The following is a 25,133-nucleotide window of genomic DNA, read 5'->3' as shown; positions in this document are numbered from 1 at the left end:
GTCGTTTAGAGCCGATCACCAGGCTGAAATGGGATCGGCCAGCGCTTCATCGAACCAACAACCCCCTCAATGGTATGCGTCACGAACTTGGCCATATGGTCACCTTTCTCTCGGTAGCGACCATCCTGCTAGCTGGCACTTTTGGCTGCAGCCAATCTACGGAAGTCGGCCAGGCGGAATCCTCTGCTCTGCAAGCCCCCGAGAAAAATCGCGTCGACGTCGGGGCGGCTGCGCCGATACCCATGATCGAAGCCGCACCAGGCAGAAATTCCGAGATTGTCCAAACCGGTGCCGAGATGCCACTGGGGCAGCAAGGGAACTCGAGCGTCCAACCGATCGCGATGCCATCGGAGATTGCGATGATGGATGCTTCGGAAGAGGAGAAGGAATCGCCCAAGATCCCACGTCGTGAACTTTTCGAGGGTTGGAACAAGCCTCAGCTCGCATTGTTTCTGACCGGACAGCAGCACGGATACATCGAGCCTTGCGGATGCACAGGCCTCGACAATCAAAAAGGGGGACTGATGCGGCGTCAGACCTTCCTGAATCAATTGCGTAACGATCGGGGCTGGGATGTGGTGGCGTTGGATGTCGGCAACCAGGTCCGTCGCTTCGGACGCCAGCCAGAAATCAAGTTCCAGACCACCGCCGAAGGCTTGAAGAAGATGGGTTATGAAGCAGTCAGCTTCGGCCCCGATGACCTGCGACTCTCGGTGGATGAAGTCTTCGCCGCGGTTGCCTCGGAAGATCCCGACAACATCAAGTACATCTCCAGCAATGCCAGCCTGCTGGGTTTCACGCCCAAGCATCGGATCGTGGAAGCTGGCGGCAAGAAAATCGGCATCACCGGCGTACTAGGTGCCAAGGAACAGCAGAAGATCTCGAACTCGGAAGTCGAGATGGGAGATCCGATGCAAGAGTTGGCAGCCAGTTGGAACGCATTGAAAGCAGAGAACTGCGGTCTGTATGTGCTGCTTTCCCATGCTTCGCTGGAAGAAAGTCGACAGTTCGCCAAGGCCTTCCCAGGATTCCAGATTGTGGTGACCGCCGGCGGGGCAGGGGAGCCCACACTGCAGCCTGAGATTGTGGAAGGAACCAATACCCAAATGATCCAGGTTGGTACCAAAGGGATGTATGTCGGTGTGGTTGGCCTCTTCAACGATCCTCAACAGCCTTTCCGCTACGAACGTGTTGCCCTCGATGCTCGCTTCAAAGACTCGGAAGAAATGCTTCGCCTATTGGCAAGCTACCAGAAGCAATTGGAAACACTCGGCCTCGACGGGCTAGGCATTCGCCCTCAACCGCACAACAGTGGCCATACGTTTGTTGGCTCGGAAAGCTGCGAGGAGTGCCATTCGGAAGCGTACGAAGTCTGGGCAAACTCCAAGCATAGCCACGCAACCGATACGCTGGTTCATCCGCCGGAACGCTTTGAAGTTCCCCGTCACTTCGATCCCGAGTGCCTGGCCTGTCACGTGACCGGCTGGAATCCGGAACTCTATCTACCGTACCGTTCGGGTTACCTGGGTCTGGAAACGACCCCGAACATGAAGAGTGTTGGCTGCGAGAACTGCCATGGCCCAGGCTCGCATCACGTTGCCTCTCAGAATGGAGAAGGGGGCTTCACCGAAGAGCAGACCGCCATGTTCGCCAACCAGATGCGACTGCCGCTGGAATCGGCCCGCGATACGTGCCTGAAGTGCCACGACCTGGACAACAGCCCCGACTTCCACGTGAAGGGGGCATTCGAGAAGTACTGGGAAGAAATCAAGCACTAGTCTTCGATCCGCCGCGCACCGCAGGCAGGCACTCTGTCCGCGGCTGGCTTTCTGATGCTCGCTGTCACCATTCTCATTGCGAGAGACGCCTGCAATGCCCTGCGCAGGCGCGCAGCAGGCAAGATTTTGTTTGCCGGTCATTTCTTCGCCACGGGTGGGCCAAACGAAGCCACTTTCTTTTCGGCTGCCTGTAAGTACCTTCTGTCACAGCAGTTACACGGCTGCCCCTTTCGACAAAAGATTCCTCATCTTGGCTGGGCACACCGCTTGCGTTCTACCAGGCGGCAAACTGCGTAAGTGCATCCTAAACGAGGAAATCGAACTCATGGTGACAGACGATCAGCAAACCATTGTGGTGATCGGCAACGGAATGGTCGGGCACCGATTCGTCGAGAAGCTCGTCGACTTCGATCAAGCACGGCAATACAAAATCGTCACCTTCTGCGAAGAACCAAGAGCTGCCTACGATCGCGTCGGGCTGACGTCCTTCTTTGCCCATCGCGATGCGGAAAAGCTGATGATTGCCCGGCTCGAGTGGTACCAGGAACATGGCGTCGAACTGCACCTGGGTGACCGAGCCCATAAAATCGACCGCGACAAGCAGGTCGTCTATTCCGAAAAAGGGGCCAAGATCGCATACGACTATGTTGTTCTGGCAACCGGCTCGTATCCGTTCGTGCCGCCGGTGGATGGGATCAACATGCACGGCGTCTACGTTTACCGCACAATCGAAGACCTCGAGAAGATCATTGAACACGGCAAGACGGCCAAAACGTGTGCTGTGATTGGCGGTGGCCTGCTGGGCCTGGAGGCGGCTAAAGCGGCTTTCGACCTGGGTATGAAAACCCACGTGATTGAGTTTGCACCGCGACTGATGCCTCGCCAGGTAGACGACCGCGGATCGAAGCTGCTGGTGCAAAAGATCGAAGAGCTCGGGGTCGATGTTCACTTGAACAAGGGAACCAAGCTGGTCCAAGGAGATGGCAAAGTCGAGAAGATGGTCTTCACCGACGACACGGAACTGGACGTCGATATGATCATCGTCTCGGCCGGTATTCGCCCACGCGACGACGTGGCAAAGGAAGCCGGTCTCGATATCGGACCGCGTGGTGGTGTTTCGGTCGACGATCTCCTGCGAACGTCCGATCCCAAAATCTTCGCCATCGGCGAGGTCGCTCTTCACTCTGGAATGATCTACGGCCTGGTCGCGCCTGGCTACGAAATGGCTGAGATCGTCGCTGGCAACCTGTGCGGCAAAGATCTGAAATTCAGTGGAACGGATCTTTCGACCAAGCTGAAACTGATGGGAGTGGATGTCGCCAGCTTCGGTAACTACGAAGCCAGCGAGGACGTCAGCACATCGCTGGTCGTCGAAGATCCCTTCCAGGGCAACTACAAGAAGCTGTTGTTCAGCAAAGATGGTAAGACTTTGCTGGGGGGCATCTTGGTTGGTGATGCCTCGGAGTATGGTACGCTGTCAGTCTTCGCGAAAAGTGGTGATGCTTTACCTTGTTCCCCGAGCGACTTAATGGGAACCAGTGGGAACGGCGGCGGTGCTTCCGCCCTGGGTGGTGCCGAGAGCATGCCGGACAGCGCCCAGATCTGTTCGTGCAACAACGTCACCAAAGGTCAAATCTGCGCGGCCATTCGTGACAACGACTTGATGACCCCTGCCGAAGTCAAGAAGTGCACTTCAGCGGGTGGTGGCTGCGGCGGTTGTATGCCGCTGGTAACCGATATCCTTACAGCCGAACTGGCCGCGGCTGGCAAGACGCTGAGCAAAGACCTGTGCGAACACTTCGCCTACTCGCGGCAAGAGCTGTTCGAGATCGTCAAAATCAAAGAGATCAAAACGTTCGACGACCTGTTGGCTTCTCACGGCAAGGGAGATGGCTGCGAGATCTGCAAGCCAGCCGCCGCGTCGATCTTTGCCTCGCTCTGGAATGACCATATTCTGGAAGCATCGCACAAAACCCTGCAAGACACCAACGACCGCTTCCTGGCCAACATTCAGCGCGACGCGACCTATAGCGTCGTTCCGCGCGTGGCTGGCGGCGAGATCACGCCCGACAAGTTGATTGTCTTGGGCCAAGTGGCCAAGAAGTACAACCTTTATACGAAGATCACCGGCGGCCAGCGTGTCGACCTGTTTGGTGCCAAGGTGCAAGACCTGCCAGATATCTGGTCGGAACTGATTGATGCCGGCTTCGAGAGTGGTCATGCCTACGGTAAAGCCGTCCGTACGGTGAAGAGTTGTGTTGGCAGTACCTGGTGCCGGTATGGCGTTGGTGATTCGGTGGGCTTCGCGATTCAAATCGAAAACCGTTACCGCGGGATCCGCGCCCCCCACAAGCTGAAATTCGCCGTGAGTGGTTGCGTTCGCGAATGTGCCGAAGCCCAAGGGAAAGACGTTGGCCTGATTGCGACTGAGAACGGCTATAACCTGTATGTCTGCGGCAATGGTGGAGCAAGTCCTCGTCACGCCGATCTGCTGGTCGCCGACATCGACGAAGAAACAGCGGTGAAGTACATGGATCGTTTTCTGATGTACTACATCATGACGGCCGATAAGCTGACCCGCACCAGCGTTTGGCTTGAGAAGATGGAAGGAGGCCTCGACCACATCCGCGACGTGGTGATTAACGACTCGCTAAACATCTGCGAAGAGCTGGAAGCCCGAATGCAGATGCTGGTCGATACGTACCAGTGCGAGTGGAAGACGGTCGTTGAAGACCCTGAGAAGCGAGCCTTCTTCAAGCAGTTCGTCAACACCGACGAAAGCGAACTGGGTATCGAGATCATCACCGAACGTGATCAACAGCGTCCTGCCGACTGGCCTGATAACAGCGTCAATCTGGTCGAGCTCAAAGGGCTCAACGGCGAAACAATCTCGCATGATCTGCCGGCCGAAGAAGAGCTTACTTGGGTAAGCATGGGCAACGAGGCCGACTTCCCGCTCAACGGCGGTGCCGCGGTGAAGTATGGCGACGTTCAAATTGCTATCTTCCGGGCGACGACGCATAGCGACTGGTATGCCTGCCAGAACATGTGCCCACACAAGAATGCGTTCGTTCTTTCGCGCGGCATTATTGGCGATGCCGGAGGGGTCCCGAAAGTCGCCTGCCCGCTGCATAAGAAGACCTTCTCGCTCGAGTCTGGCGAATGCCTTTCCGGCGAGGACTTCAAGTTGCAGACCTTTCAAGTCAAGGTCGAAGACGGAACGGTCTTCGTGCAACTTCCACCACAAGAAACATTGAACGCCACCCTGGGCACCAAGCTTCACTGCATTTCAGCGTGCGATGCCGAGAAGAGCCGCCAGATGGCACTCATCGGGGGTTGAGGGGCAGCTCTCCGATAATCACAAGAGGCAGATGGGTTGTTTTGTCACTGTCGCCAGCGACAGTGCATGTCGATTCGTACCGCACCCATCTGCCTCTTGTTGAAACACCTTGGTCACGCAAACACGACGACGCCGTAGCGTTGCCTCACCCCAGCCGTTGTACCTTAGAGCCCTCCGAGGCGAATGGGCAGGGTGAGGCATACCTCGTTCTTGGCCCCAAGATTTCTCTGGCCCAGACGAATACTTTGTTAGTTATCCCGCGTATCGCTACATTAAAGCGTTGACTTCCCCGTTTCTTGTTCGTGGTGTTCTCGATGACCACTACCCCGTGCCGTGATTGCAACAACGAAGTGAGCTTGTCCGCGCGTGCGTGTCCTAAGTGCGGAGCGCCGTATCCGTATCTCGAACACTGGGACGGATACGGCTTTGAATATAAATCGAGCACCAGGCTGTTCGGGCTTCCCTTGCTACATATCTCGTTCAAGTATCGCCGTAACGGCACACCAGTCATCGCGAACGGCGTGATTGCCATCGGCCAGTTTGGGTTTGGCATGATCACGATCGCCCAGTTTGGCATTGGCGTGGTAACCCTCGGTCAGTTCACGTTCGCCGCGGCAGCAATCGCGCAATTTACAATCGCCGCCTACGGCATCTGCCAGATAGGCGTGCTGTATGAAGGCATAGGTCAGTTGGTGTTTCCGCTAGATAAGATTTTGTAAGCCGTGACGAATAATCCCTTCGAATCTCCGATCGCTACCGAAGCCTATAAGCCAGAGTGATTGTGCCCTGGATGCGGTGAACCAATGCAAGCCGGAATGATCCGGACCGCATATATCGGCTGGGATGATGTGACACGGCCCTGGTTCAAGAAGCTTCTTTCGTTTGGTAAGAATCTCGCGAAACTAAGATTCTTCCAAGTGATGGGTAAGTTCCCTAGCTTTCACTGCCAGGCATGCCAATTGCTGATCATGGACCTCGATCCTAGGAAACATTAGCTGCTACGCGACTGGTTCAAACGACGACGCAAAGCGTTGAGTCTTTCTTCCGATTCGGCCAGGCGGTCGTTGGTGGAAGAGGTTGTCGACTCCGGCAGATCGGGAATCGAACCGAGTGTGTGCCGGCTATGGTTGGCGATGTCGCGGATACCACCCAATTGATTCTGCACGTCGGCCAACCACTTCTGCGTTTCGGCCTGCTTACCGGAGGCATCTTGAAAGAACAAACAAGCAGCAAGGGCCATGCACGCCAGCGAGATAACGGCGATGGGAAAGCCAATGTTGAACAGTTCCGGGCGTTTGGCGACTACGCTCCAAACGACCAGGAAACATCCACACACCAGCAGCATCACGCCGCCAGCCAGGCTCAGCGAAGCCAGCAGCGGAAAACGATCGTCTGCTTCAGGCATGATTTCCTGATCGGAATATGCCTGCGGTTGAGATGATCGCGTGGCAGGGATGCGCGGAGCAACCTCTTTGAAATCTGCCGTTTCGCCAAATCGCTGCACCAACTGATCGACCCGGCTCAGCGTGACTTGCATACGATGCGTATCCAATCGCATGCCAGGCAGTGGTGCTGATGGCTCAAGCCTTTTCGGTGCTTCAGGCGTCGCCTTTGTATCAACCGAGAGTCGCGTTTGGCACTTCGCGCAGACCATGGCCGATCGCTCTCGTGGCGAGGCAATTCCGGCAACTTGGGTCTGACACTGAGGGCACCACATGTGCTAGCAACTCTCTGGTGATATAGGAGTGAGGTCTCACTCGTTATCGGCACCAGAAAGCATACGGATTGAATCGATTTGGCGAGCTGGGAAAAAGATCCGGTCGCGGTCGATTCAATATACTTAGCTAGCATATTGATCCATTGCGCGTTCGGTTGCTTCCAAGAGCATCGAAACGACTTCCCCCAGGGGCTTCTTCACCAAGGCCCCAGCAGCCGCAACATGCCCGCCACCACCAAACTGCTGGGCAAGCTTCGCGACATCGAGCGCAGACCGGCTACGGAAGCTGGCTTTAACGCCGTCGCCGTTGGGAAGTTCGACGAACAAGATCGCCGCTTCAACGCCTGTGACGGCCATTGTCTTGTTGATGGCGTCTTCAGTATCGCTCGGGGTGGCCCCTGTCTCCTCGAAATCCTTCTGGGTAGCCATGCTATAGGCCAACCGGCCATCGAGAATGATCTTGGCACTGGCCAGGATTCGTCCTCGCAAATTGACCCGCTGCAGGCGTTCGTTCTCGAAGAGATTCCCATACACGTCACTGGGAACAGCCCCGGCATCGATCAGATCGCCAATAGCCCGATAGGTTGATCCGCTAACCGAAGGAAAGCGAAACCAGCCGGTATCGGTGGCGATGGCCGTGAACAGAACAGTGGCCGTTTCCTTGGTGATGGTCATTTCCCAAGCCTTGGCGGCTTCATAGACCAGGCGTCCCGTCGCTTCGCACTTAGGATCCTTAAACATCTCGCCGCCCAGATCGTCCTGGCTGACATGATGATCGAGCACCAATTTGACACCACGAAACTCTTTCATCACGTCGGCCATCTCGCCCAGTTGAATCCAGGCACTCGTATCGACCACCATGAACGCGTCGAAACCGTTGAGGATTTCCTCCCGCGAGATGTCCTTGCCGAGCTGTTTGATCTCTTTGGCCGGGTCGATGAACTCGAGATGCGTCGGCGTCTCGGAATCGTTGACGATGGTGACCTCTTTTCCCATCTGACGCAGGAGAGCGGCCATGCCCAGTTCGCTCCCCAGCGCATCGCAGTCAGGTCGAACGTGGCTGGTCAGAACGATTCGTTGCGCAACTTCAATCGCCGCTTTCAGTGCGGCCCAGTCAATACTCATGAGAGTTTCCATCGTGGCTTCAGGCAGTCGAACGAGATGATTTCGACTGGTAATTTTGAAAAGTCTGGATTGTGGTTTGAATATCTTTGTCGAGTTGATTCTTGAGTGCTTCCACATCCGGGAACGTGGTCACTTCGCGCAGGCGCGAAAGAAACGAAACTTCCAGGGGCTCGCCGTAAAGCGATCCTTGGAAGTCGATCAGGTGGACCTCGATCTTGCGGGCCTTTTCGCCGAACGTGGGATTGGGGCCGATGTTGATCGCGGCGGCATAGATCTCGTCGCCTCGATAACTCATCCCGGCGTACACTCCCATCTCCGGTACCAGCGTATCGACGGCTTCCAGGTTGGCAGTGGCGAACCCGAGATGGGCCCCTCGGCCGGCTCCATGGGTGACCATCCCGCGAATGCGATAGGGCTGAGTTAACATCTCGCAGGCTAATTCAACATCGCCTTGGGCGATCAGTTTGCGAATTCGGCTGCTCGAAACGTATTCGGTTTCACCGGGGCGGGTCAGTGGCTCGACAATATCCAGCACGATACCGTTCTTCTGGCACAATGCTGCCAATGTTTGAACGTCGCCGGCGCGATCTTTTCCGAAATTGAAATTTGGCCCTTCTACCATGGCCTTGGCGGCCATCTTCTGCACGATGATCTGCTGGAAGAATTCGTCTGGGGTTAGCTGTAGCAGCTCTGGCGTGGTGGGGTAGGCGATGACGGCGTCGATACCCAGTTGCCCCAGGAGTTCGACCTTGCGCCGCGTCCATGTGAGCGGGGGCGGAGCCAATTCTGGGCGAAGTAGCCGCACCGGGTGGGGATCGAAGGTGAAGACAACCGCCGGGCCGCCGACTTCATCGGCTCGTTTTCGGACCTGCTGCGCAATCTTGGCGTGCCCCAAGTGAACGCCATCGAAGTTGCCAATCGTTAGCGCACCGCTTCGGATTTCAGTCGAAAGGGAATCCAAGTCTCGATAAAGTTGCACAGTTCGCCTTTGCCCAACGGCGATGTGGCCAGCATAATCTGCCCGGCCAATAAAGGGAAAACTCGTATTTTGCTCGGTTCGTTACCGAATGACAACCAAACCTTCATCCGAATTCTAGCTAACTTGCTGCACTAGTTGACGTTAAATCGAGACAATCGGTACAAATGCGCCTAGGACCAGGCCCGATGAAACGATTTATGCAAGATCGTCGTACGTTTACCGAAGTGCCAAGAAAGAGGAAGCCAAAGGTTATTTGTGGCTTTCCTGCGTTAAAATAATAACTGCCTAGCCAACGTTGCCCATCTGCCAGAAAGTCTCATTCGTGACTGAGCATTCCTCTCCACAACACAAGACGCACGTGGTGACTTGTCCTGTCTGCGCGACTCGCATTTCGGTTCGCACGATGGATGTCGGGCGAAAGACCGAGTGCCCCGACTGCCATCACCGGTTCACGATCGAAAAAGCCGAGATCAAGTTAGACATCCCCGATCCAATCGTGCCAGAGGATGAATACGGTCTGAAAGATGTGACCCACGATCATGATGAAGCCCGAAAGAAGATTGGGCAGGAAATCATGTCGCAGGCCGAGAAGGAATTGAAAGAACAGGCCGAACGAAAAGACCTGAACAAGCGGACGCAAGGTGCGTTTGAAGAGCGCACACCACGCAACTATCAGGACGCCGATATAGAGGAAGAGAAGAAGCCTCGCGAGCAGTTAACCCCGATCGATTACAACCCGCGAGAAGAACTGGTTGATTACCCGCTCACCTTTTCGCCGAACGAGATCAAGCGGGACTTCCTGTTGTTTGCCGACGTGGGCTTGTTGATGCGTTGGGTCTTCCTTTCCATATTCGCTTCCATAACGGTCTACTTTGCGGCCAATGCCATCTATTACGGAATGCTGCCGCTACCCAGTCAAACGTTCATCACCTACATGTATAGCCTGGCAGGCAGTGCCATGTCGGTGATTATCGGTGCCGGCACGATTGCCTTCCTGGGAAGCTATTTTCTGTTCCTGGTCATGTCGATCTCAAGCGGGCTCGACGAATGGGACTGGCCGGAACTGGGGATCTTCGACCGCATGATGGAAGCCCTGTTCCTGGTGTTCGCTCTGATGTTTAGCCTGATCCCGTTTGGCATCATGGTAACGATCGACCAGTGGTCAGCGGTTCCCTTGTTGGCAATCACCGTCCTGGGCTTCCCGATCATCTACCTGTCCATGCTCGATCAGGGCTCGGTGCTCACCCCATGGAGTTCCATTATCCTCGCTTCGCTCTACAAGCTTCCAGGAAAGTGGCTGCTCTTTTACGTGGCAACTTCGGTCCTGATTGCCGCGATCCTTACCGCTGGGGCAGCGATCTTCTTCTTCGCTGGAATAGAACGCCTGGCTTACATCGCGTTACCAGGCGGCGTGATGCTTGTCGGTGGAACGCTGATCTATGCTTTGTGGCTTGGCCGCCTGAGCTGGGAAATCGCGGTGCGGACCTCGGCTGATCGGGAAGAGGAATAAGCCACCCGCTGCCAAACCACGCCCATAAAAAAAGGGAGCATGCCGTCAACGCTTGAGGCATGCTCCCTGTGCTTTACTGCACGAGGCTACACATTCCAAATACGATCAGGACGCGAGATCAGGCCGTTGGCATCAGCGTCGTTCACGAAGACTTCCTTCTGCGGATCGATCGCCAGCTTGCGATCAAAGATCCAAGCCGCGGCGGCCGCGTGACAGGCGATGTGTGATTTACGCATCACGTTTTGATTCGCCGCCGTCAACTCGCGCGAGCGAATGCAATCGAGGAAGTTTCGCGAGTGGCTGGCGACATCCAAGCCACGTACACGCGACGTATCTTCGGTAATCTCTTTCTGCAAAGCAGGCGAAGAACAGACGATCTCGCCGCTGTCCCCCGTTTCGACCCAGCCTTCGGTGCCGATAAACCGCACCGGGCATGTTCCCAGCCGTGTGATATAGTCAGGCGAGCGGTCGCCGAACGGATCGTCGAGGAAATCGATTTCCAGCTTCACGCCGTTTTCGTATAAGCAGGTGATGCCTTCCTTGTGTGGCTGAAACTCGACCGGCATGGTCCCGTCGGCTTTATTAGCCCACTGGCAAAGGTCGACCGTGTGAGCCCCCCAGTCCAGCAGCCGTGCCCCGGAATCGAAGTCCCACTGACCACGCCATTTTCCTTGCACGTACGCCAGGTTGAATGGACGCCAGGCGGCCGGGCCAAGCCACAAGTTCCAGTCGATCTCGTCTTGGGCGGGCTGGGTCTGAGCAGGCAACCAACTGTTATCGAGTACCGGACGATAGACCGAAGCGTGCAGCGTTTGTAGTTCACCGAGCTTGCCTGAGTGAGCCAGTTCGACCGCTTTGATAAAGTTCGGCACGCTTCGCCGCTGTGTACCGGCCTGGAAGACCCGCTTCTCAGCGGTGATGGTATCGGCCAACTGTTGGCAGTCTTCGATTGTGATACCGCATGGCTTTTCGCTGTAGACGTCTTTGCCGGCCTTGGCTGCCAAAATCGATGCGGCGGCGTGCCAGCGATCGCCGGTTGCGATGAGGACGGCATCGATGTCCTTTCGCTCTAGCAGTTCACGAAAGTCACGCATCGTTTCGCAATCGGTGTTCCCGTAGTGCTTGTCGACGATTGCCTTGCCGTCGTCGCGATGCTTCGACCAGACATCCGCAATGGCGATACAGCGGACATCATCATGGGGCAGGGTACCACCCATGACGTATTTGCAACGGTTGCCGAAACCAATCACGCCCAGATTCACTTTGTCGTTGGCACCTGGCGTGCCGTCGGCCCCCAGCACGTGACGAGGCACATAGCTGGCAACCCCGGCTACAGCCGCGGCGGTCCCGGCTGCTTTCAGGAAGTGACGACGAGAAGTTTTCTGCGGTTGTTTCATGAGCGGATTCCTCAAAGAGGGCAGGGGGGAACATGGTGGGAAATGGAGAGCAGTTGAACTCTTATTAAACCATGATCCGACAGGGAATGTCCAAAAAGAATTTCAGGTCAGCCCCAAGCAGGGACTATTTCGTATAATCAGACGTTTTGCCCCGCTCCATTATCGATAACCACTGATCTCGATTTCCATGAAACGCCACGAACTGGAACGCCTCGCCAAGCACTATCGCGCTGGCAAAGTAACCCTCGCTGACTTCTGTGCACAAGTCTTACAGCCCACATCCGAGCAGCTTTCCGATACGACACTCGACGTCGATCGGGCTCGCCGCTGCGGCTTTCCCGAGGTCGTTTTTGGAGAAGGCAAGTCGGTCGAAACCATTGTCGAGATCTTCCGCAAACAGCAAGAACACGGCGACAAATCGCTGGCCACCCGCATTGATGCGGCCAAAGGTGCTGCTTTGAAGGAGGCCCTGCCGGCAGGGATCTACCATGAAAAGGGACGCACGTTCCGCATGCCCAACGACGAGCCCACATGGGGTAACGTCGGCCTGGTAACAGCGGGTACAAGTGATTTGCCGGTAGCGGAAGAAGCACGCGAGACGCTACGCTGGATGGGTATCGAGCCGGTGTTCATTCAAGATGTTGGCGTCGCCGGGCCGCATCGTTTTGGAGAGCAAGTGCACAAACTGAGTGACGCCGATGCCGTGATTGTCGTGGCCGGCATGGAAGGAGCACTCCCCAGCGTCGCAGGCGGCCACCTGGCCTGTCCGGTGATTGCCGTGCCGACAAGTGTCGGTTACGGAGCGAGCTTCCAAGGCGTTGCCGCCCTGTTGGGTATGCTGAACAGTTGTGCCTCGAATGTGACGGTCGTGAACATTGATGCCGGCTTCAAAGGTGCTTACCTGGCCGGTCTTATTTCGCTGCGTGTCCTGCAAGCCAAGTCACAGCCTGAAAGCTAAAGCGACGGAAAGCCACATGCCTATCCAACCTTTGCCATCTGGTTTGCCAATCATCGCACCCCGTGCAAAAGATTCGCACAAAGGAACGTATGGGAGAGCACTGCTGGTTGGTGGTTCGGTAGGCATGCCTGGCTCGATCAGTCTATCAGGGCAGGCATGTCTCAAAGGAGGAGCAGGCCTAGTAACGTTGGCCGTGCCTGATGCAATTATCAACACGGTTGCCAACTTTGAACCGTCGTACATGACATGGGCATTGCCGACGGACCGAAGCGGCCACCTACCTTTTCATGCGAAAACCCGCCTCAACGAAAAGCTTCAATCGGCGGACTGCCTGGCAGTTGGACCAGGCCTTGGACAATCGCGAGGCTTGTTTCATCTGGTGGGTTACCTGTATGAGACGTTCGCGAATCCGATGGTTATTGATGCGGATGGCTTGAACCTATTATCGCAGCGTGACCAACCTTTAGCTGGCCGCGCAGGACCACGTGTCGTGACACCCCATCTCGGTGAATTCCGACGCCTTGTCGGCAAACCGCACCTCTCGATGGAAGACGCCCGAACGTTGGCTGTCGAGGTTGCCCAGCAACATCAAATCACTGTCGTTCTCAAGGGACCTCATACGCTGGTTACCGATGGCCAACAGCAATGGCACAATCCCACCGGCAATCCTGGCATGGCAACTGGTGGTACCGGCGACGTACTAACCGGTTTGGTCACCTCACTTCTTGCTCAATCTCTTGATGTTTATTCCGCTGCAGTTCTTGCGGTTTTTCTTCATGGATTGGCCGCTGATCTGGCCATTCGAGAGACAACGCAGCCGGGCCTAACGGCATCGGACTTGCTCTCTTTCGTGGAGGAAGCGTGGCGCGATTATGAGTCGCGACGCGATCACTTCTCGAACTAAATCAAACGTCCATGCAACAGTGATTGTTTGCACGATTATTGTTGTGATCGTGGTATTCACATCACGGAGCAATAGTCACCCACTAACCTCATGTTAGCGTGTACGGAAATCCACAAGGATTTTGCAATTGGTTCACGTCGATGAAGTGAGTATTCTTTGACAAGGTTTAACGGAACTCTGACACAAACTTTGTCGTCGGAGTTGTTCACCGAGGATTCGTTCAACAATCACTTAACATCGCGACTTGCTGGAACAGAGGCAAAAAGAGGCAGGACGCGAAGGAGGGCGACCTATGGTAACGATGAACGCAGTCGTTTACGAGAAGGATGGTCAGACATACGTCTGGGCATTTCGTGAAGGGGATGAACAACGTGCCCTGGAAGCGATTTGTCAAACTGCGAACAGCAGTGAAACCAATCTTGACTGGGACGATGCCAACACCATTTGGCAACGCATGGCAGATGCCCCAGATCAAGTTGATGTTCGCGAGATCGGCGCTTACCTGAGCCGCGGCTCGCGTCGCTAATAGAAATCTCTTACAAAAGCACCCACGCAAAGTTGTACTTGCATGGGTGCTTCACCTTTCTGGGCGGCTTAACCTCTGGTTGTGACTGAACTGGGGGGGCGGTTAAGATGGGGACATTCTAGAAACCCCATTTTCCGTCCAAGGTAATCTGCCTGTCATGCTGGCTCGCAAAGAAATCTTCCCCAACGTTATCGAACTCAACTACCAGGCCGGCGAGCTGCTAGGCTGCAATGTTTACCTGGTTTTCGAGGGAAACGAATGGATTCTCATCGACATTGGCTTCGAAGAAACCGTCGAAGACTACATCGACGTGATCCGAAACATCGATTTTCCGCTGGCTAACTGTAAGACCTTGATCGCCACCCATGCAGATGTCGATCACATCCAGGGACTTGCCAAAGCCAAGCAGATTCTCGGTACGACCGTGACATCCCACCCGCTGGCTGTGAAGGCCTTGGAATCTGGGGATAAGCTGCAAACGTTCGCCGAAATCGCCCTGCAGGACATCCACCTGGACATGCCTCCGGTCAAGATCGAGCATCAGATTGTCGACGGCGATATCCTGACGGTCGGCAAGCTTGAACTCGAAGTTTGGCACACGCCTGGACACACCAACAGCCAACTGAGCTTCCGCATGGGGGACCTGTTATTCTCGGGCGATAACATCTATCGCGATGGCTGCGTCGGTGCGATCGACGCCCACCACGGCAGTGATATTCCCGACTTCATCAAGTCGCTTGAACGAATTCGTCAAAGTGACGTGAAGTGGCTTCTACCTAGCCATGGTCCCATCTTCCGAAAAGATAATGCCATGCTCGATAAGACCATTGCCCGTTTAAATAGCTACCTCCACATGGCCGATTTCGGGACATGTGCGGTCGACTGGCCCCTAATGGACGAGTGGGAAGACGAAATCGTCAAAGGCGTTCTCCCTAAGGAATAACGCATTCCGCGACGTCATCACGCAGTGCAAGTGATAGAGAGAGGCCTTCACAGGACTCTCTCTTTTTTTTGCGCAATTTTTTACAGGCCTATACTCGCTGCGTGGCAGGGAATGAATCTCGTTGCGCCGTTCCACGAGCCATTATGACACCGATTGCGTACGCCAAGGGCGTCCCAAGCGAAGGGAGCCGCGCCAAGCAAAAGTGCTGAGAATCGTAGCAAGCTTCATGCGCGCATTCTTTGCATGCGGGCTCTCTGACAAAAACGTCCAGTGAAAATCGCAAATTCCCGCCTTCTCATAAGTCGTTCTCTGATCACGACATAGAACTCTAGCAATTCTTGTCCGAGGCTTTTCATCGGCACAGTCGGAACTAATGGCACAACGCTTGCGAACAGGGGGTTTTCGTGCACACGACCCTGCGTGGGAAGGCGCACTCAGAGATGTCCCACGTTGGATCGATTCCTGGCCCTGGCATATAGCTGGCTGATGTTTGTTTCAACTTATGTAAAAGGTACGAATCACATGGTAAGTTCCCTCTCCCTCCCCAACCGAGTGTGGTTTGCGATGCTCGCAATCGCTCTCGGTCTCATGATCTCTTACCCGCTTTCGGCGCAAGACGCCGGAACCCCGGCCTCGGAAGAAGCTCCGATGGCTGAAGCTGGCGAACCTAAAGCAGAAGAAGCCGCCGCCGAAGAAGGTCCTGCTGAAGAAGCAGAAGCTGAAGAACCTCTCACCGCTGACGCAGTTCTGGGCGACGTTGATACCCTCTGGACCTGCCTGGCAGCGTTTCTCGTGTTCTTCATGCAGGCTGGTTTCGCCTTGGTCGAAGCTGGTTTCACGCGTGCGAAGAACGCTTGTAACATCATCATGAAAAACCTGATGGACTTCTCCATCGGATCGCTCACATTCTGGTTGGTTGGTTTCGGCCTGATGTTCGGCCACACCAACGGCTTCCTGGGAACGGACATGTTCGTGTTCGACGGCGGCAGCGACGCTGCGATCGAAGTCAACTCGAACGTTGGTTTCAATTGGGCGTTCCTGATCTTCCAAACTGTGTTCTGTGCTACCGCCGCGACGATTGTTTCCGGTGCCATGGCTGAACGAACCAAGTTCTCGGCTTACCTCGTCTACTCTGTTCTGATCACCGTGATCGTTTACCCGATCTTCGGTAGCTGGGCTTGGGGTGGTCTGTACGCTGGTGGCGGCTGGTTGGAAAGCATGGAAACTGGCTTCTACGACTTCGCTGGTTCGACCGTGGTTCACTCGATCGGTGGCTGGTGTGCTTTGGCTGGTGCCATCACGATCGGTCCTCGTATCGGTAAGTACACCGCTGACGGCAAGGTGAAGCCAATTCCTGGTCACAGCATCCCGCTGGGTGCTCTGGGTGTGTTCATCCTGTGGTTGGGTTGGTTCGGCTTTAATCCAGGTTCGACTACCGCTGTCGGTGGTGGTTCGTTCGCTTACATCGCTGTTACCACGAACCTGGCTGCTGCAGCCGGTGTGGTTGGTGCCATGATTGCTTCGTGGATCATGTTCAGCAAGCCTGACACCTCGTTCACTTTGAACGGTGCTCTTGCTGGCTTGGTTTCGATCACCGCCGGTTGCAATGCCCTGAGCCCAGCTTGGGCCGCTGTTGCCGGTTTCGTCGGTGGCGTGCTGGTGGTTCTCTCCTGCGTGATGTTCGACAAGCTGAAGATCGACGATCCCGTCGGTGCTGTCTCGGTCCACGGTATTTGTGGTGCTTGGGGTACGCTCGCTGTCGGCCTCTTCATGACGGAAGGTGGCTTGGTCAACGGCGGTGGTCCTGCTCAGTTGATCAGCCAGATCATCGGTGTCGCAGTAGGCTTTGTCTGGGCCTTCGGTGTCAGCTTTGTGATCTTCAACCTGATCAAGTTCACCATGGGCTTGCGAGTCACGGCTGAAGAAGAAATGCAAGGGCTCGATATCCACGAGCACGGCATGTACGCCTACCCAGCTCACCTGGTTACCGAAGGTACCAGCCAAGCTGGCCACGTCGCCTCCTAAGACTGATTGTTTGAAAGCCAACCTCGCGGGCTTTGCCCCTGGCATTGCCCGCGAAGTTAATGAAGACACTTCGGCCTTTGCCTGGGCCAGAAGTTCTACCCCAATGACTTGGAAGGGTGTTCCGCCTCGCTCTTCCAAGTCGGGGTTTTTTTATGCGCTTTGCTTTAGTTTGAGGTTTTCAGTATTCCGTTTTCAGCGAGGGCCGTCAGTTGTTAGACGGGCATTTGATTCTCCCCCTCACCCTAACACTCTCCCTCCCCGCAGGGGCGAGGGGACAAGAGCTGTCGCGAAGCGGCTACTTCTCTTGCTGAAAACTGAGCACTGAAAACTTCTCACCCACTCCCTTAGCGTTTGCGCTTCTTTTTCCGGTCTACTGGCTGGCACTTGCCCCTTTGGGGCCCTCGGTTTACATTCGACGGTTTGGATTCCCATCGCTCGTTCCGTTTTGGACGCCCCCATGAAACTTGTGATCGCCATCATTCAGCCAAGCCGCTTGGAAGCCGTTAAAGAAGCGTTGACCGAGGTAGAGGTCTTTCGTCTGACGGTGATGGATTGCCAAGGTTTCGGCCGTCAGAAGGGGCAGACCGAGGTTTATCGCGGTCACGAGTTCACCGTGAATCTGCTCCGCAAAGTGCAGCTGCAGATCGCCGTCAACGAAGATTTCGTGGAACCCACTATCGACGCGATCGTGAAGGGGGCCCGCTCGAGCGATAAGGGAGAAATCGGCGACGGCAAGATCTTTGTTGTACCGATGGACGACTGCATTCGAATTCGCACCGGCGAACGTGGGCCGGAAGCCATCTAGGGGTTGCCCACGTTTTCTTCTTTCGGTGGTTCCAGTTCCGCGCGAATGGCTCGGTTAATCGGGGTTAGATCGCCACCGTATCCCACCCAAACTGCTTTGATCAACCCATCGCGGCCCACCAGGATGTTGGTCGGATAGCCAAAGTTTGGGGACATTTTTACCAGGTCTTCGCGAAGTCGAGCATTCATGTCGACATAGACCGGCATATCCGAATTGTACTGAGCCAGCACCAACTGCGAGTCGTGCTTGAGTTGCTCAGTCTCCTCTTCAAACAGATCCGGTTGGCCAGCCATCCACGTACCATCGGAAGCGATGGGGATTAACTGAAAGTCTGGTGAGTCCGTGTATCGCTCGCGAATCTGCAGCAGTTCCGGGAATTCCATTAGACAGGGGCCACACCAAGGCCCCCAGAAGTTCACCAGTGTGACCTTTCCGACAAAACTATCGGTATCGATGGGTTCGTCCGCATTCAGCAGTGGCTGAAGCTGAGCAGCTGGGACCGGTTGTCCTACCCAGGGATGCGAAGTGGCGGGACCACCGCTACCGGGCCCCAACAGGGAAACAATCAGCACGACGGCCAGGCCTGCCAAGACACATAGCAAGACAAACAGCAAGACGTTGCCGCTACGTTGATAATTACGTTTTCTGGGGGTGGCCATGAAACGAGAAACAAATCGTGGCATTTCAGTTTCGCATTAAGGTCGTATGAAGGGACATATGTACCCAGGGTTACCTTATTCTATCGGGCACAGCCAATGGTGTGGGGCCCGTTGGAACGATAAAACAAGGGACTTTCGCCTTGTCTTAGGTACCACATGCCGAGATCGCTCTGGCAACAACTGCCCCGTAAGGAAATAATAGGTCATTGTGTTCCCGTCAGCCTACGGTACAACAGCGGCTGACAGCTTCCCAATTTTGGAAGCATTACGCTGCTTGAAGGATTCACTTGTGCGATGAAATTTGAGGTTGAATTAAAGTTTCCGGTCGACGACCTGACGCCCATCGAGTCGCAATTGGAGGAACTTGGTGGAATCATCGAGGTTCCCAAGCGTCAGGCAGACAAATACTACAGCCACCCCTCCCGGAATTTTGCCGAGACGGACGAGGCACTACGAATTCGTCGAGTCGGTGACCAGAACTTCATTACGTACAAAGGCCCGAAAGTCGACGATTCGACGAAAACGCGACGTGAAATTGAAGTTCCGCTCATTTCCGGGGCGACCGGGGCGGCCAATATTGTCAGCATGTTTGAGTCGCTGGGCTTCTTGCCTGTGGCCGAGGTGACCAAGGATCGCCGCAAGTCGCACATCAAGTACGAAGGATTTGACGTGCTGGTGGCCATGGACGAAGTACTGAACTTAGGCAAGTTCGTCGAACTTGAAATCACCGCCGGCGAAGAAGACATGGAAGCCGCCAAGGAAGCCGTCGCCAAACTGGCCGAACAGCTCGGGCTATCCAACAGCGAACGCCGGAGCTACCTGGAACTGATTCTGGGGGACAAGTAGGGAAGATTTTCTCCCCCTAGAACTTTTCGAGAAATTTTCTACTACGGCCAAAACCTTATCCAGCTACCGGGGTTTTACCTCTCACCGCGACAATTTTCTGCCTGAAGATCCTCTCTTCAGACAGCGATTGTTTGAGGGAGCCCCGGGTCGTTAAGTTACCGCGCACTCGATCTGGGGCTTCCTCTTTTTCTTGTTCGTATCGGTCTGTTACCCCATTTTGGCCCCGTCGTCGGCTCTGGTGGCCAGTTCTATAATGAACTGGATGAGTGCCAACCCACTTTCCTCGACTGCCTCGGAGCTAAATAACGACAAGCAGCAGGCCGACCATTCCTCGGTAGACGCGGTCGCTGGCGTGCCATTCGAAGACGGGGTTTCCCGGAACTTTGTCCTGCTCACGCTGTATCAGATTGTGCTGCGGTGCGGTTGGATCTTCAAGACAGAAAGCATCATCATTCCCGCCGTCCTTGACCTGATCGCTGGATCGGGCTGGATTCGCGGCTTTCTCCCGATTCTCGGCCGGATTGGCCAAAGCTGTCCGCCGCTGTTGTACGCCGATCGGCTACGAAGCCTGCCACTTAAGAAGTGGTCGCTCGCGGGTACCTCATTGGCCATGGCGGTGGCATTTGCCGGCCTGGCAGCGATGTTCATTCCTGGCGTCGAAACGGCAATCGGCAAGTCGGCGATGGTGATCGGCTTTCTGGGATTCTATTTTGTCTTCTTCTGTGCCACCGGACTCAATCAACTCGGTTTCGGAACCACTCAAGGCAAGCTCGTCCCGCCCCATCTTCGCGGGCGACTCATGCTCGCTTCCAATGTGATCGGAGCCGTGATTGCCATCTCGCTGGCCGCGTGGCTGCTGCCCAAGTGGCTATCAGGCAACACGATTCAGGTCGATTGGATCTTTGGGTTCGCGGCGTTTGCGTTTGTACTTAGTGCTCTGAGTGTTGTTGGACTGAAGGAAAATCGAGATCAACTCGAGAAGAAGACGTTCTCGCCCAAACATCTGCTGATGGAATCTTATCTGGTGGTACAGAACGACCTTCGTTTTCGTTGGGTCTGCTTGATTGCCGCGGCGTTTGGTTTTTCGTTGATGCTGTTTCCGCACTATCAGGCCCTGGCACGCGAGCGACTGGACGTTGATCTGTCGCGAATGATTTTTTGGGTCATTATCCAAAATGCCGGCACGGCGATATTCAGTTTGCTGGGTGGTCCCTTGGCCGACTGGAAAGGAAACCGGCTCGTTTTGCGGACAATGCTCTTCGGTGTGATGATCTTGCCACTAGGGTCGATAGCTTTGGTGCACTCCGGTGAGGTGGGCCTGCATGTGTTCGACTGGCTCTTCTTGTTCGTCGGGGTAACCCCCATCACGTTTCGCGCGTTTACCAATTACACACTGGAACTTGTGCCTGCCGAATTGCACCCGCGTTACCTGGCGACGCAAAGCTTATGTATCGCGATCCCGATGGTCCTGTCACCGTTTGTGGGTCTGATGATCGACCTGACAAGCTTTGAAGCGGTTTTCAGCGGGATCGCCGTGATCTTATTTATTGGCTGGACGATGACCTGGTTCCTGGTTGAACCACGGCACGAGCCAGGCCATCACGTGCAATACGGTGAAATGGATGTCGACCCAGACGACGAGGTCTAGCTGCTGGCGCTGCGGTAACTTTTCAGCGACATCTTGAAGACCCAGCGTGAAAAGACCAGGCTCAAAGCGGTGGCGATGATCATATAGCCTGAGAGAAGCCACTTATCGGTCGGATCCACCCCCATCGGCTGAGCCAGAATCCGGGCCGGCACGTTCACGACAATCAGAATCGGAATAGCGAACGTAAAGATCATCTTCAACGTCAGCCCCAGCGTACCCGCGTTGTAGATTTCCATCGGGTAACGCGAGAAGCTGGTGATATAAAACCAGAAATCGTAAAGCGATGTGTTTCTGCCGAGCCAGATACTGGATGCCGCCAGGACGATCATCAGGCTATATAGTATCGCCACGCCACACAGCAAAAAGACGGCGTACACGGCGACCATACCGGCGGTCAATTCAATCGGGTTGGTAGGCCGGTGCGTCAGTTGATACAAGCTGATCGACATCAAAAAAATGCCGAACAGAAAGTTGGCCGTCGAAGGCCAATTCACTTTCTCGAAGCTGATCAAGAACTGGGTATCAATAGGCTTGAGCAGCGCGAAGTCGAGTTTCCCGGTACGAATCAACTCCGAGAACTCTTGGATATTGGGCATGAAGAACATCTGCACCAGGCTGTTGACCAACAGCGTCGTCGCCAGGAAGACGAAGAACTCCCACTTGCCCCAGCCAGTTTCGTTACCAATCGAACTGGTGTAGCTGAAAATGAGCAAGTAGAAGCCCAGGTTCATGATCACCCACGACAGGCTCGAGACACATTCGACCCAGAAGTTCGAGCGAAAGCTCAGGTCGCGCACCAGGCTGTTTCGCAGAAACATGAAAAATACGCTGCTGTAGGAAGGTCGGTCATTCATTGAGATCAACCTCCGTAAGCGCTGTACTGCTTCACGCCATAATGAAACGCGAGGCGTGAAGCAACGATGAAGAACAAAACCCAGCCGACCTGTGCGATCAGCCCCCACATCAGTTCCGCACCGGTGATCTTCTCAAGAAACACGGCCGCGGGAAAATAAGCCAGATACATCAGCGGCAACGACTTCACGATCGTCGACCAGGGGCCCCCCAGTTCGTTCAGCATGTCCAGCGGGAACATGTGCCCAGACAGGAAGAACGTGAACAGCATGTACACAAACAGCAGCGACCGTACTTCCAAGAACCAGAAGCCAATCATGCCAATGGTGGCTTCCATGAAGAAGCCCAGCATGAACGACAGAATCAACGAGAAGACGTAGGCACACAGCACCTGGGCAGGCGGCCAGCCGTTGAAGTATCCGCGACACACGAAGAACACAATCGCGAACGGCACAGCGGCGACGATGTAGTACGTCAGCTTATGAGCTATGCGATTGAGCAGAAAGAACGAAATCAGGTCCAATGGTTGGACCAGGTACTTCTTGATTTCCCCATCACGAATCTGCAGCGCAATACCGGAAGCCAACCCAGGCATGCTGGAAAAAGCTCGGGAAACAGTCGACAGCAGGTAATAGGCGACAATGTTGTAGTAGGTGTAACCCACGATCTCTTCGCCGCTGCTGTTTCCACCGCCTCGGGCAGAAAAGATCGCCGACCACAGAAAGATCTGCGTCACGATCGGCAGGAAACGCATCAACGTTCCCAGCATGAAGTCGCCCCGGTAGACAAGCTTCTCGTAGAAATTGATCTGAAAGATGGCCCACCAAGTGGAGGCCCGTGCGGCAAGTTCCGCCATGTTCCTCTCCTGTGGTTAGGTCGACGCTTCGGCCATCTTCTTTTCGTTGGCAGACTTGTCGCCGGGATGTGCCAGCGAGAAAACATCCGCAATGACTTCTTCCAACGGTGGATCTTCGACCCCGACATCAGCTAGTTCGTATTGATCGAGGATCGAGGCGAGCACCTCGCCGACCTTGGCCCGGTCGACCCGCAGTTTGACCTTGGGGAAGTCTTCCGAGATCACGTCGCCAAATCGGGAAAGATTGCTAGACGCGGTATCCTCGCCGAAGGTCAGCGTCAGAATCTTGTAGCCGCCGAAGCGATCGATAATGCCGCTCAGCGAACCATCGTAAATGATCACCCCATGGGCAATGACCACCACGCGCTGGCAGAGTGCGGCGATATCTTTCATGTAGTGGCTGGTTAACAGGACGGTAATCTTGCGTTCCTGTTGATAATGCTTCAGGAACTGCTGGATGTTGTGCTGGGCAACCACATCCAGGCCGATGGTCGGTTCGTCGAGAAACAGCACGTCCGGCGAGTGGAGCAGGGCGGCGATCAACTCCATCTTCATGCGTTCGCCCAGCGAGAGTGCCCGGACCGGCTGCGAGAGGAGCTCTTTCACCCCCAGCAGGTCGACCAGTTCGTCCTCGGTTCGCTGGAATTGATCGGCATCGATGCGGTAAATCTTTTGATGCAAGCGAAAGCTGTCTTGGGCCGGCAAGTCCCACCAGAGCTGGTTTTTCTGCCCCATCACCAGGGCAAAACGGCGACGATAGGCATTATCGCGATGCCAGGGAATATGCCCCATGACCGTGGCCGAGCCGGAGGAGGGATTGATCACGCCAGAAAGGAGCTTCAGGGTCGTCGTTTTCCCCGCCCCATTGGGGCCAAGAAAGGCGACAAATTCCCCCTGATCGACGGTCAAATCGATGCCTTTGACCGCCTCGACGGTTTTGTATTGCCTATGAAAAAGCCCGCGTATCGACGAAAGCAGGCCCTCTTGCTTCTGATAGACCTCGTAGGTCTTGGTCAGCTTTTCTAATTGGATGATCGGTGCCATGTGCAGATTATAGACCAGGGGGGTATATTCGGACAGTTGGCCGGTCCCCCTCGCGTTGTGGCAATATGGGGTATTGGCTATAATCGCCGCGCTTTCGGGCGTGTTTTCCGGTCAGGGAGATCGGAACGTGACCCAGCGAGGTTTGATTCGCCTTGGGGAAATAATTAGGGATGATACGTATCGGGCTCGGACACGACACCCATCGACTTGCCGACGGGGGTCCGCTCATTCTTGGTGGCCTCGAAATTCCGCACGACAAACACCTGGTTGGACACAGCGACGCCGACGCTTTGATGCATGCCATCACCGACGCGTTACTGGGTGCGGCCAATCTTCCTGATATTGGGCAACTATTTCCCAATACGGACGAAGAAAACAAGGATCGGGCGTCAAGCGAATTTCTAAAGCTTGCTTACCAAAAAGTCCTCGACGAGGGGTGGACGCTGATCAATCTCGATTGCGTTATTCACGCCCAGCGTCCCAAGCTGGCCGATCTGAAGTCGCTGATGCAAATCCGCATTGCCGAACTCTTGCATGTCTCGCCCGAAGATATTGGCATCAAGGCCAAGACCGGCGAGAAGGTCGGCAGCGTTGGCCGCGAGGAAGCAATCGAAGTCCAATGCGTTTGTCTGCTACGTAAAGTTTAAACTCCACCCAATCATTAGCCGAACCAACCGCACCCACCGGCGGTCTAAAGGAAGATCATGAGTAAGCTCCGGGTCTACAATACGCTGAGCCGTACCAAGGAAGAATTCAAGACCGTTCAGCCAGGCAAAGTCGGCATCTACCTATGCGGACCAACCGTCTACGCCGAAGCCCACATCGGCCATATGGTCGGCCCGGTCATCTTCGACACGGTCAAACGTTACCTCCAGCACAGCGGCTATGACGTTCGCCTGGTGGTGAACATCACCGACGTCGACGACAAGCTAATCAACAAGGCCAACGAGCGCAAGATGACAATGCTCGAAGTCGCCGAAGAGAACATCAAGGATTACCTCGACAACCTCGCGGCATTGAACGTCACCACGATCGACGATATGCCCCGGGCTACCTCTTCGATGGATGACATCATTCAATTCATCCAAGACCTGATCGAGAAGGGCTTCGCCTACGATGTCGACGGCGACGTCTTTTTCGAGGTCAGCAAAGACGCCCAGTACGGCAAGCTCACCAACCGTAGCGTCGATGCGATGCAAGGGGAGGGGGGGGGGGCGGCCG

General features: G+C 55.2%; 23 protein-coding genes. 15 read left to right on the top strand and 8 right to left on the bottom strand.

Annotated features, from left to right (window positions below; all coding sequences use genetic code 11):
• Positions 1-95 precede the first annotated feature (95 nt).
• The 4 genes from C5Y96_RS19335 to C5Y96_RS28190 all read left to right on the top strand — a co-directional run bounded on the left by C5Y96_RS19335 (position 96) and on the right by C5Y96_RS28190 (position 6,113).
• Positions 96-1,778, top strand: a complete 1,683-nt coding sequence (locus tag C5Y96_RS19335; RefSeq protein WP_158261324.1) for a multiheme c-type cytochrome — start codon at positions 96-98, stop codon at positions 1,776-1,778.
• Positions 1,779-2,103: 325 nt separating this feature from the next.
• Entirely contained in the window at positions 2,104-5,118 is a 3,015-nt protein-coding gene (nirB, locus tag C5Y96_RS19330; protein WP_105356823.1) for a nitrite reductase large subunit NirB, read from the top strand.
• Positions 5,119-5,432: 314 nt separating this feature from the next.
• Positions 5,433-5,837 carry a zinc ribbon domain-containing protein gene (locus tag C5Y96_RS19325; RefSeq protein ID WP_105356820.1) on the top strand — a complete coding sequence of 135 codons (405 nt, stop codon included), beginning with the start codon at positions 5,433-5,435 and terminating at the stop codon, positions 5,835-5,837.
• 60 nt (positions 5,838-5,897) lie between these two features.
• Positions 5,898-6,113 carry a PF20097 family protein gene (locus tag C5Y96_RS28190; RefSeq protein WP_409994429.1) on the top strand — a complete coding sequence of 72 codons (216 nt, stop codon included), beginning with the start codon at positions 5,898-5,900 and terminating at the stop codon, positions 6,111-6,113.
• Here C5Y96_RS28190 and C5Y96_RS19315 read toward each other — a convergent pair.
• From C5Y96_RS19315 to C5Y96_RS19305, 3 genes are all read right to left on the bottom strand, one after another.
• Positions 6,110-6,835 (bottom strand): hypothetical protein, encoded by a 726-nt coding sequence (locus tag C5Y96_RS19315; protein WP_146115729.1) that lies wholly within the window; start codon positions 6,833-6,835, stop codon positions 6,110-6,112. The genes C5Y96_RS28190 and C5Y96_RS19315 overlap by 4 nt on opposite strands.
• 123 nt (positions 6,836-6,958) lie before the next feature.
• Positions 6,959-7,960, bottom strand: coding sequence for a DHH family phosphoesterase (locus C5Y96_RS19310; RefSeq protein ID WP_105356750.1), 1,002 nt, complete (start codon positions 7,958-7,960; stop codon positions 6,959-6,961).
• A 19-nt stretch (positions 7,961-7,979) separates the two neighbouring features.
• Positions 7,980-8,939, bottom strand: coding sequence for a bifunctional riboflavin kinase/FAD synthetase (locus C5Y96_RS19305; protein ID WP_105356748.1), 960 nt, complete (start codon positions 8,937-8,939; stop codon positions 7,980-7,982).
• 322 nt (positions 8,940-9,261) lie between these two features.
• Between C5Y96_RS19305 and C5Y96_RS19300 the strand changes: the two genes are divergently transcribed.
• Positions 9,262-10,449, top strand: a complete 1,188-nt coding sequence (locus C5Y96_RS19300) for a hypothetical protein (RefSeq protein ID WP_146115728.1) — start codon at positions 9,262-9,264, stop codon at positions 10,447-10,449.
• Between the two features lie 86 nt (positions 10,450-10,535).
• Here the strand turns inward: C5Y96_RS19300 and C5Y96_RS19295 are convergent, their stop codons facing one another.
• On the bottom strand, positions 10,536-11,846 hold the full coding sequence (locus C5Y96_RS19295; RefSeq protein WP_105356744.1) for a Gfo/Idh/MocA family protein: 1,311 nt from the start codon (positions 11,844-11,846) through the stop codon (positions 10,536-10,538).
• Between the two features lie 187 nt (positions 11,847-12,033).
• Between C5Y96_RS19295 and larB the strand changes: the two genes are divergently transcribed.
• From larB to C5Y96_RS19265, 6 genes are all read left to right on the top strand, one after another.
• A complete protein-coding gene (larB, locus tag C5Y96_RS19290) occupies positions 12,034-12,804 on the top strand; it encodes a nickel pincer cofactor biosynthesis protein LarB (RefSeq protein ID WP_105356743.1) in 771 nt (256 codons plus the stop codon).
• 16 nt (positions 12,805-12,820) lie between these two features.
• Complete coding sequence (locus tag C5Y96_RS19285; protein ID WP_105356741.1) at positions 12,821-13,708, top strand: NAD(P)H-hydrate dehydratase; 888 nt, start codon at positions 12,821-12,823, stop codon at positions 13,706-13,708.
• A 292-nt stretch (positions 13,709-14,000) separates the two neighbouring features.
• Complete coding sequence (locus C5Y96_RS19280; protein ID WP_105356738.1) at positions 14,001-14,234, top strand: hypothetical protein; 234 nt, start codon at positions 14,001-14,003, stop codon at positions 14,232-14,234.
• A gap of 157 nt (positions 14,235-14,391) precedes the next feature.
• A complete protein-coding gene (locus C5Y96_RS19275) occupies positions 14,392-15,177 on the top strand; it encodes an MBL fold metallo-hydrolase (protein ID WP_105356736.1) in 786 nt (261 codons plus the stop codon).
• A gap of 522 nt (positions 15,178-15,699) precedes the next feature.
• The gene (locus tag C5Y96_RS19270) at positions 15,700-17,202 is read left to right on the top strand and encodes an ammonium transporter (protein ID WP_233199024.1); all 1,503 of its coding nucleotides are present in this window, start codon (positions 15,700-15,702) and stop codon (positions 17,200-17,202) included.
• 457 nt (positions 17,203-17,659) lie between these two features.
• Positions 17,660-18,007 carry a P-II family nitrogen regulator gene (locus C5Y96_RS19265; RefSeq protein WP_105356734.1) on the top strand — a complete coding sequence of 116 codons (348 nt, stop codon included), beginning with the start codon at positions 17,660-17,662 and terminating at the stop codon, positions 18,005-18,007.
• On the opposite strand, the gene C5Y96_RS19260 is transcribed toward C5Y96_RS19265, so the two are convergent.
• Positions 18,004-18,690 (bottom strand): TlpA family protein disulfide reductase, encoded by a 687-nt coding sequence (locus C5Y96_RS19260; protein WP_105356732.1) that lies wholly within the window; start codon positions 18,688-18,690, stop codon positions 18,004-18,006. The two genes, C5Y96_RS19265 and C5Y96_RS19260, sit on opposite strands and share 4 nt — an antisense overlap.
• A gap of 270 nt (positions 18,691-18,960) precedes the next feature.
• On the opposite strand from C5Y96_RS19260, the gene cyaB reads away from it, so the two are divergent.
• Together cyaB and C5Y96_RS19250 are read left to right on the top strand one after the other, a co-directional pair.
• Positions 18,961-19,512, top strand: a complete 552-nt coding sequence (gene cyaB / locus C5Y96_RS19255) for a class IV adenylate cyclase (RefSeq protein WP_105356730.1) — start codon at positions 18,961-18,963, stop codon at positions 19,510-19,512.
• A gap of 262 nt (positions 19,513-19,774) precedes the next feature.
• Complete coding sequence (locus C5Y96_RS19250; protein WP_158261323.1) at positions 19,775-21,160, top strand: MFS transporter; 1,386 nt, start codon at positions 19,775-19,777, stop codon at positions 21,158-21,160.
• Here C5Y96_RS19250 and C5Y96_RS19245 read toward each other — a convergent pair.
• The 3 genes from C5Y96_RS19245 to C5Y96_RS19235 are packed head-to-tail and all read right to left on the bottom strand — an operon-like array spanning position 21,157 to position 23,912.
• Positions 21,157-22,014 carry an ABC transporter permease gene (locus tag C5Y96_RS19245; RefSeq protein WP_105356726.1) on the bottom strand — a complete coding sequence of 286 codons (858 nt, stop codon included), beginning with the start codon at positions 22,012-22,014 and terminating at the stop codon, positions 21,157-21,159. The genes C5Y96_RS19250 and C5Y96_RS19245 overlap by 4 nt on opposite strands.
• A gap of 5 nt (positions 22,015-22,019) precedes the next feature.
• A complete protein-coding gene (locus tag C5Y96_RS19240) occupies positions 22,020-22,868 on the bottom strand; it encodes an ABC transporter permease (RefSeq protein ID WP_105356724.1) in 849 nt (282 codons plus the stop codon).
• Between the two features lie 15 nt (positions 22,869-22,883).
• Entirely contained in the window at positions 22,884-23,912 is a 1,029-nt protein-coding gene (locus C5Y96_RS19235) for an ATP-binding cassette domain-containing protein (protein ID WP_105356722.1), read from the bottom strand.
• A 170-nt stretch (positions 23,913-24,082) separates the two neighbouring features.
• On the opposite strand from C5Y96_RS19235, the gene ispF reads away from it, so the two are divergent.
• Both ispF and C5Y96_RS19225 read left to right on the top strand, forming a co-directional pair.
• Positions 24,083-24,559, top strand: coding sequence for a 2-C-methyl-D-erythritol 2,4-cyclodiphosphate synthase (gene ispF, locus C5Y96_RS19230; protein ID WP_105356720.1), 477 nt, complete (start codon positions 24,083-24,085; stop codon positions 24,557-24,559).
• A gap of 57 nt (positions 24,560-24,616) precedes the next feature.
• The coding region (locus tag C5Y96_RS19225) for a class I tRNA ligase family protein (RefSeq protein ID WP_146115727.1) at positions 24,617-25,133 on the top strand (517 nt) is incomplete at its 3' end.

The sequence above is a fragment of the Blastopirellula marina genome (assembly GCF_002967715.1).
GTDB lineage: Bacteria > Planctomycetota > Planctomycetia > Pirellulales > Pirellulaceae > Bremerella > Bremerella marina_B.
The sequence above is the reverse complement of the archived record's forward strand: the minus strand, read 5'-3'. Positions and strand labels throughout refer to the sequence as shown.

Excerpts from the sequence above, each read along its gene's own strand:
- C5Y96_RS19265 (WP_105356734.1), top strand. The coding sequence starts at position 17,660 with ATGAAACTTGTGATCGCCATCATTCAGCCAAGCCGCTTGGAAGCCGTT.
- C5Y96_RS19315 (WP_146115729.1), bottom strand. The coding sequence starts at position 6,835 with ATGTGGTGCCCTCAGTGTCAGACCCAAGTTGCCGGAATTGCCTCGCCA.
- C5Y96_RS19310 (WP_105356750.1), bottom strand. The coding sequence starts at position 7,960 with ATGAGTATTGACTGGGCCGCACTGAAAGCGGCGATTGAAGTTGCGCAA.
- C5Y96_RS19250 (WP_158261323.1), top strand. The coding sequence starts at position 19,775 with ATGAGTGCCAACCCACTTTCCTCGACTGCCTCGGAGCTAAATAACGAC.
- cyaB (WP_105356730.1), top strand. The coding sequence starts at position 18,961 with ATGAAATTTGAGGTTGAATTAAAGTTTCCGGTCGACGACCTGACGCCC.
- C5Y96_RS19325 (WP_105356820.1), top strand. The coding sequence starts at position 5,433 with ATGACCACTACCCCGTGCCGTGATTGCAACAACGAAGTGAGCTTGTCC.
- ispF (WP_105356720.1), top strand. The coding sequence starts at position 24,083 with ATGATACGTATCGGGCTCGGACACGACACCCATCGACTTGCCGACGGG.
- C5Y96_RS19245 (WP_105356726.1), bottom strand. The coding sequence starts at position 22,014 with ATGAATGACCGACCTTCCTACAGCAGCGTATTTTTCATGTTTCTGCGA.
- C5Y96_RS19295 (WP_105356744.1), bottom strand. The coding sequence starts at position 11,846 with ATGAAACAACCGCAGAAAACTTCTCGTCGTCACTTCCTGAAAGCAGCC.
- C5Y96_RS19275 (WP_105356736.1), top strand. The coding sequence starts at position 14,392 with ATGCTGGCTCGCAAAGAAATCTTCCCCAACGTTATCGAACTCAACTAC.
- C5Y96_RS19260 (WP_105356732.1), bottom strand. The coding sequence starts at position 18,690 with ATGCCACGATTTGTTTCTCGTTTCATGGCCACCCCCAGAAAACGTAAT.
- C5Y96_RS19335 (WP_158261324.1), top strand. The coding sequence starts at position 96 with ATGGTCACCTTTCTCTCGGTAGCGACCATCCTGCTAGCTGGCACTTTT.
- nirB (WP_105356823.1), top strand. The coding sequence starts at position 2,104 with ATGGTGACAGACGATCAGCAAACCATTGTGGTGATCGGCAACGGAATG.
- larB (WP_105356743.1), top strand. The coding sequence starts at position 12,034 with ATGAAACGCCACGAACTGGAACGCCTCGCCAAGCACTATCGCGCTGGC.
- C5Y96_RS19240 (WP_105356724.1), bottom strand. The coding sequence starts at position 22,868 with ATGGCGGAACTTGCCGCACGGGCCTCCACTTGGTGGGCCATCTTTCAG.
- C5Y96_RS19235 (WP_105356722.1), bottom strand. The coding sequence starts at position 23,912 with ATGGCACCGATCATCCAATTAGAAAAGCTGACCAAGACCTACGAGGTC.
- C5Y96_RS19270 (WP_233199024.1), top strand. The coding sequence starts at position 15,700 with ATGGTAAGTTCCCTCTCCCTCCCCAACCGAGTGTGGTTTGCGATGCTC.
- C5Y96_RS19280 (WP_105356738.1), top strand. The coding sequence starts at position 14,001 with ATGGTAACGATGAACGCAGTCGTTTACGAGAAGGATGGTCAGACATAC.
- C5Y96_RS19285 (WP_105356741.1), top strand. The coding sequence starts at position 12,821 with ATGCCTATCCAACCTTTGCCATCTGGTTTGCCAATCATCGCACCCCGT.